The organism is Vibrio sp. ER1A (assembly GCF_000733315.1).
Classification (GTDB): Bacteria; Pseudomonadota; Gammaproteobacteria; order Enterobacterales; family Vibrionaceae; genus Vibrio; species Vibrio mediterranei.
The window spans coordinates 251,214-257,805 of sequence record NZ_JPJA01000093.1 but is presented as its reverse complement, the minus strand read 5'-3'; the positions used below and the strand labels follow the sequence as shown (position 1 = coordinate 257,805).

Genomic DNA, 6,592 nt, shown 5'->3' with positions numbered 1-6,592 from the left:
TTTGGCATCAGTTTCAGATTTTAACTCAATCATTAACACCCTTGATACATTATGTGAACTATTATGCTACATCGCGATATATAGCTAGATAAAATCACAGGAAATTTTTAAGAATATTTCACTAAATTTTATTGAAGTAAAAAGAAGTAGAGAGAGTGACACCTCCAACACCTCAACATATAAAGCCAGCAAAAATATATATATCAGCATTAATCACTAATAGACCAATCAACCCCGCACAGTGAAATCTATTGCGATCAAGCAATAACGACGTTACTCTAATTTTAATTTGTAGCTAAATGTTTCAATAAAAAACATTGAAAAGCACAAAAACCAGTCGCTTCATCTATTTCAATCAATTTTTGTAGAATAATATTCAAAATAACAACCGATTTATAAAATATATTATTTGAAAATTTATCAATAAGCAGAAACTTACATTCCAGAATAATATTTGGATTTAAGTATAGATGAGGCCATGTAGAAGATTCACTAAAAGGAGTTAATTATGAAACGTGAACAGTGGGGATCTCGAGCGGGATTCATACTTGCAGCGGTAGGTTCAGCCATTGGACTTGGTAATATCTGGCGTTTCCCTTATATGGCTTATGAAAATGGCGGTGGCGCGTTCTTTATTCCCTATTTGTTCGCCATGATTACCGCTGGTATTCCCTTTATGATCTTAGAGTTCAGTATGGGTCAAAAGTATCGCGGTTCTGCGCCAGCAACCTTGGCTAAAATCAACAGCAAGTTTGAATGGCTGGGTTGGTTTCAAGTGGGTGTCGCCGCGACCATCGCCGTTTACTATGTAGCGGTTATTGGATGGGCTATTTCATACTTCGGTATGTCTTTCACGCAAAGTTGGGGAACCGATACCAATGCATTTTTCTTCAGTGAATACTTACAGCTTGGAGACAACTCTCCAAGTAACCTCGGTGCTATTCAATGGAAAATAGCAGGGTCGATGCTTATTGCTTGGGCCATTACATATGCGGCAATTGCAGGCGGCGTTAAATCTGGTATTGAGCGTGCAGCGAAAATCATGATGCCAGTACTGTTTATCATGGTATTACTGCTGATCGGTCGTATGATTTTCCTTCCAGGCGCACTGGATGGCGTCAACTATATGTTTGAACCTGACTTCAGCAAGATTTGGGATGTAAAAGTTTGGGCAGCCGCCTATGGGCAGATCTTCTTCACGTTGAGCATTGGCTTTGCCATCATGCTCGCCTACTCCAGTTACTTACCCGAGAAGTCAGATATCACCAATAATGCGTTTATGACCGTCCTTATTAACTGCGGCTTCTCAATCCTAGCAGGTATCATGATTTTCTCTGTTTTAGGCTATATGGCGCAAGAACAAGGTAAACCTTTGACTGAAGTCGTTACCGCAGGGGTTGGTCTTGCATTTGTAACTTTACCAGCAGCGATTAACTTACTACCAGCTCCATATATCCTAGGGCCACTTTTCTTCTTTGCACTTGTCATTGCAGGTTTAAGCTCACACATTTCTATTATGGAAGCAGTGACATCTGCCGTCATCGACAAGCTAAAGTGGCGTAGAAATAAAGCGGCAAGCGTTATCTGTGGTGCAGGCTTAGTTATCTCTATGGCCTTCGCCACTAATGGAGGTCTACTACTGCTTGACCTTGTCGACCATTTCGCAAATAACGTTGGTATCGTAGCAAGCTGCCTAATCGAAATTATCCTTATGGCTTGGTTGCTGAAAATTGCTGATGTACGAGACTATGTCAATCAAATATCTGACTTCACTATTGGTACTTGGTTCGACGTATGTCTTCGATTCATTACTCCTGTCATCCTAGCAATTATCGTCGCCACGAAGTTTAAGACTCTCTTTACCGAAGGCTACGGTGGTTACGACCAATCGGATCTGCTTTTGTTAGGATGGGGACTTATGGGGCTACTCGTTGTGGTCGGAATTGTGATTAATTTAACCAGTAAGAAAGAGGCTTAGTATGACAGTCAGCGCAATCTTTATGATGGTTTTAGGGCTTGGTATCACATGGGGTGGTGCATCCTACTGCATTAAGAAAGCCATGGATAAATAACCCAAAATTTCTTTTTAAACAAAAATGCCAGCATCTAAATGCTGGCATTTTTTTATGTTCAATTTAGAAGCTGTATCTAACACCGATACCCGCCCCAATACCTAACTTCAAATCACTATTATCAAACATCAGATTTGGAGTTAATTGAGCGTAAGCGTCCCAACTCCGTGCAAAAGGGAGCTCTACGCCGAGTGCCACGCGCGGTCCAAACTTATCAGAACGTTGAATTTGACCACCGACGCCAGCAAACCAGCTAAAAGGTACGTCTCCACCAAATTGTCCACGACTAAAGATATAGTCAGCAGCAACGCCATCGTTACCTACGGCAAAGTTAACGGTATTATTGATTTGACCAACAATACTTAATCCTTGGTCAAACCCCATCCCAATTTTGAAGCCCGAGTTCCCGCCGCTACTGCGAGATGAGCTTCTAGGCTGGTTAGATTTTTGACTGCTTTGTGCAGGCTTACTTGCCGCAGGAGCCGCAGTTTGGTTTTCTTCAACAATTTGCCATTGCTCTTCGCCGCCAGCAGTGTTGCTTGCAAATGTTGCGAATGACGAAATGGTAGCCATGGCGAATACCACTACCAAAGGAAATTTAATTTTCATAGGTTTGCTCTCTGATTGATCATGCCTGCTCTTCTGTTTAACTGAGAGCTTGTGTCTTCTGGCATGTAAGTTGGAATAACGGCATTCTAGAGAGGCAAGTTGTCCGAATGTCATGACGAGGAAAACAGAGAGCAAGAATTTCCACTCCATACGATCAAAAAAAGGGAAGCAAATGCTTCCCTTTTCAATTGTTATTGAACGTGTTGATTAGCCGTGGTTACGAATCCACTCGTCCATATCTGTTTTCAGGTTATCTGACTTAGTACCGAAGATAGCTTGAACACCACCAGATACTACAACCACACCTGCTGCACCAAGTTGCTTAAGCTTGTCTTGGTCGACGATTTCAGTGTCAGCTACCGCTACACGTAGACGAGTAATACATGCGTCTAAGCCTGTGATGTTAGCTTTACCACCGAATGCCGCAACTAGTTCACCAGCCATTTCGTTACCAGAAACTGCTGCAGTTGCATCTTCAGACTCGTCTTCACGACCTGGAGTCTTAAGGTCCATTGCAGTGATAACGGTACGGAATACAAAGTAGTAGATTGCCGCGTAAACTAGACCAACACCAATCATCAGACCCATCTTCTGAGCGTGGCCAGAAAGAACTAGGAAGTCGATTAGACCGTGTGAGAATGAAGTACCATGCACAAAGCCTAGAGTGTTAGCAACAACGTATGCAGAGCCAGCTAGTAGAGCATGGATTGCATATAGTACTGGAGCAACGAATAGGAATGAGAATTCGATTGGCTCAGTAATACCTGTTAGGAACGATGTTAGTGCTGCAGAAGCCATGATACCCATAACTTTTGCACGGTTCTCCGGTTTAGCACAGTGTGCAATAGCGATTGCAGCAGCTGGTAGACCGAACATCTTGAACATGTAACCACCCGCTAGCTGACCGAAGCCATTACCAGCAGCACGAGATGCATCGTCTGCAACTAGGTAACAAGTTAGTACGCCGTTTTGAGTTTCGCCCGCTGCGTTTACACAAGTACCTGCTTCGAAGAAGAATGGTACGTTCCAAACGTGGTGTAGACCGAATGGGATTAGAGAACGCTCAACAACACCGTAAATACCGAATGCTAGTTGTGGGTTTTGCTCAGCAGCCCAGTGAGAGAATGCACCGATTGCAGAGCCGATTGGTGGCCATACGATAGACAGTACGATACCTAGTGCGATTGCAGTGAAACCAGTGATGATTGGCACAGCACGCTTACCAGCGAAGAAGCCAAGGTATTCTGGAAGCTGAATTTTGAAGAAACGGTTGAATGCCCAAGCAGCCACACCACCGACGAGGATACCACCTAGTACACCTGTATCGATTTTTTCAACACCCATTACGCCAGCCATAACGCTTAACGTAGCAGTCATGATGCCGTAACCAACGATTGCAGCAAGACCTGCAACACCATCGTTGTTAGTGAAGCCTAGTGCAACACCCACAGCGAATAGAAGAGCCATTTGGCCAAATACCGAACCACCAGCTTGTTCCATTAGATTAGAAACAACATCTGGGATGAAGCCAAGGTTGGCAGCACCTACCCCAAGTAGAATACCTGCAACTGGTAGTACTGACACTGGTAGCATCAGAGACTTACCAACTTTTTGCAGGTTAGCAAAAAGGTTCTTAAACATGTTTATGCTCCTGATAAAGTTATTAGTTTATGGGCTCTAACGGCACACCCCCGTAGCCTTAAATGTTAGCACCCATAGAAAATGTAACCACGAATTGAATTATATTTTCTGCCTCTAAATATATATTGATGCTCCTCATGGTTTCTACACACTTACGAAATTTAGTTTCAAAACTACGTTTGGATCACAGTTCATCGGCCAAAATGTAATGCTTTACAATTAAATTAAGTAATTGTTTTTATTAATATTAATATTGTCATCAATTAATTTTACGCAGTGAATAAAATACACTCCTAAGTTATTTTACGTAACATAATTACAGTTTGTGCAGACTCACTACTTTTTCCTCAACAGATTTGGTGAACATTAACTTTTTTTGACTTTTTCAATTTTAGAAAACAAAAAAGACGCAATGTGCGCCTTTTTTAATCATTCTTAGTGGCAAACTTATTTTTTATCGCAAAAATAGATTGTGGTAGTTTTGGGTTGTTTTTTCACCGACTTCTTTAAGTGAGACCCCTTTTAACTGTGCTATGTATGCTGCAACTTCAACTACATAAGCCGGATGATTCTCTTTCCCTCGATGAGGAACTGGAGCTAGGTAAGGCGAATCCGTTTCAATAAGTAATCGCTCTAAAGGTAGCTGTTTTACCACCTCTTTAAGCTCTTTGGCTTGTCTAAAAGTGACAATCCCAGAGATAGAGATGTAGAAGCCTAACTCCATCGCTGCTTGAGCAAATGGCAAATCTTCTGTAAAACAATGTATGACACCACCACACTTGTCAGCTAAACCATTTTTCAGAATAGCTAAAGTGTCTTCACGTGCGTTTCTAGTATGAATAATCAGAGGCTTATTAACCTCAACCGCTACCTCGACCTGTTGCTCAAATCGGGCTTTCTGAAGGGCGGCTGTTTCCGGTTGATAGTGGTAATCCAGCCCTGTTTCACCAATAGCCACCACTCGGTTATGTGAGGCATATTGCTTAAACAGCTCAAGAGAAAAGTCACTCTCAACGTCTAATGGATGGACGCCACATGACGCCATAACCTCTGAATACGGTTCGATTAACTCCAACATCTTTGGAAAGGAACCTAATGTCACACCAACTGATAACAACTTCTCGACATTCGCTGCTTTCGCTTTCTGAATGACATCTTGAATGTCCAAATGGACATCGTCATAGTCGAGTTTGTCTAGGTGGCAGTGGGAATCTACAAACATAATTTTCTAACTTAAATTTGATAATGATTAACGAGCTTTCGCATTAGCCAACGCCGTTCAAAGTAATATAACGCAATGACTAATTCTAGACTTAGTTCAACCCATAAAGCCAATCAGCCACGAGTAATTCAATGTTAAGGCCAGGGAAGGAACGTAATTGCTCCCTCAGCGCCTGCAGCGACTGAGCATGCGTATATAGGCTTTCGTAACTGTACACTTCAGCAATTTGACTCGCTTCAGGTAAAGAGGTCTGAATATCAATACCTAAGGAAGATTTTTGAGCACAGCTAAGAAGTAACCATAACCAATTGAGCTGGGTAGAAAGCTCGCTACTATTCTTCGTTAACTTTGTAATAAATTCATTCGTATCTAAACCATCACTACGAATAAAACCGATGAAGGCTCCAATTAACGCTTGATACTCTTTGTCTTGTCCCGACTCTACAAACTGACGCGTCGAAATAGGTTCAAAATGGCAAAGTAGTGCCGAATGACGAGGAACGGACTTTCCTATCTCTTGGCTAACCCAGTCAATACACATTTGTTCGGAAGGCGATGAAACATGCCAAACTTCACAACGACTTCTGATCGTTGGCAGCAATAACTTGGTGTTCTCAGTCGACAAAATAAATAAACATTGCGACGGAGGCTCTTCGAGTGTTTTTAACAGCGCATTAGCGGCCGAGGCATTCATACGATCGGCTTGAGGAATAACAATAACTCGATAGTGACCAAACTGAGAAGACTCTAATGCCCACTTGTTTGCTTGTCGTATCTGCTCAACGGATAATGATTTCTTATCTTTCTCGGGAAGCACATAGTGAACATCAGGATGTCCACTAGCCTTAAGTAAATCGCAACAATGGCAGAAACCGCAAGGTTCAGACTTGTCGTTTTGACACATCAACCCTGCAACGTATCGTTCAATCATTGATTCCGGAGCTAAGCCTACCTTAGCTTGAATCAACATCGCTCCGGGCACGTGCTGGCGTTCAAGGTTATCCTTAAGCTTCGACCAAGTTGGTACTAACCATGGATAGACTTGCAT

Annotated in this window: 6 protein-coding genes; 2 read left to right on the top strand and 4 right to left on the bottom strand. The window is 42.3% G+C overall.

Annotated features, from left to right (window positions below):
• The first annotated feature begins 508 nt into the window (after window positions 1-508).
• Window positions 509-1,978 (top strand): sodium-dependent transporter, encoded by a 1,470-nt coding sequence (locus HW45_RS22760; protein WP_038229986.1) that lies wholly within the window; start codon window positions 509-511, stop codon window positions 1,976-1,978.
• Between the two features lies 1 nt (window position 1,979).
• Window positions 1,980-2,072, top strand: a complete 93-nt coding sequence (locus tag HW45_RS29380) for a MetS family NSS transporter small subunit (protein WP_006075081.1) — start codon at window positions 1,980-1,982, stop codon at window positions 2,070-2,072.
• Window positions 2,073-2,135: 63 nt separating this feature from the next.
• Here HW45_RS29380 and HW45_RS28475 read toward each other — a convergent pair whose 3' ends face one another.
• From HW45_RS28475 to holB, 4 genes are all read right to left on the bottom strand, one after another.
• Window positions 2,136-2,681 carry a hypothetical protein gene (locus HW45_RS28475; protein ID WP_051868304.1) on the bottom strand — a complete coding sequence of 182 codons (546 nt, stop codon included), beginning with the start codon at window positions 2,679-2,681 and terminating at the stop codon, window positions 2,136-2,138.
• Window positions 2,682-2,888: 207 nt separating this feature from the next.
• Window positions 2,889-4,322 carry a PTS glucose transporter subunit IIBC gene (gene ptsG, locus HW45_RS22750; RefSeq protein WP_038229985.1) on the bottom strand — a complete coding sequence of 478 codons (1,434 nt, stop codon included), beginning with the start codon at window positions 4,320-4,322 and terminating at the stop codon, window positions 2,889-2,891.
• A 454-nt stretch (window positions 4,323-4,776) separates the two neighbouring features.
• Window positions 4,777-5,544, bottom strand: coding sequence for a TatD family hydrolase (locus tag HW45_RS22745; RefSeq protein WP_038229984.1), 768 nt, complete (start codon window positions 5,542-5,544; stop codon window positions 4,777-4,779).
• A gap of 91 nt (window positions 5,545-5,635) precedes the next feature.
• Window positions 5,636-6,592, bottom strand: a complete 957-nt coding sequence (gene holB / locus HW45_RS22740) for a DNA polymerase III subunit delta' (protein ID WP_038229982.1) — start codon at window positions 6,590-6,592, stop codon at window positions 5,636-5,638.

Bases quoted from the DNA above. Each gene is read 5' to 3' on its own strand.
- ptsG (WP_038229985.1), bottom strand. From the start codon at position 4,322: ATGTTTAAGAACCTTTTTGCTAACCTGCAAAAAGTTGGTAAGTCTCTG.
- HW45_RS22760 (WP_038229986.1), top strand. From the start codon at position 509: ATGAAACGTGAACAGTGGGGATCTCGAGCGGGATTCATACTTGCAGCG.
- holB (WP_038229982.1), bottom strand. From the start codon at position 6,592: ATGCAAGTCTATCCATGGTTAGTACCAACTTGGTCGAAGCTTAAGGAT.
- HW45_RS29380 (WP_006075081.1), top strand. From the start codon at position 1,980: ATGACAGTCAGCGCAATCTTTATGATGGTTTTAGGGCTTGGTATCACA.
- HW45_RS28475 (WP_051868304.1), bottom strand. From the start codon at position 2,681: ATGAAAATTAAATTTCCTTTGGTAGTGGTATTCGCCATGGCTACCATT.
- HW45_RS22745 (WP_038229984.1), bottom strand. From the start codon at position 5,544: ATGTTTGTAGATTCCCACTGCCACCTAGACAAACTCGACTATGACGAT.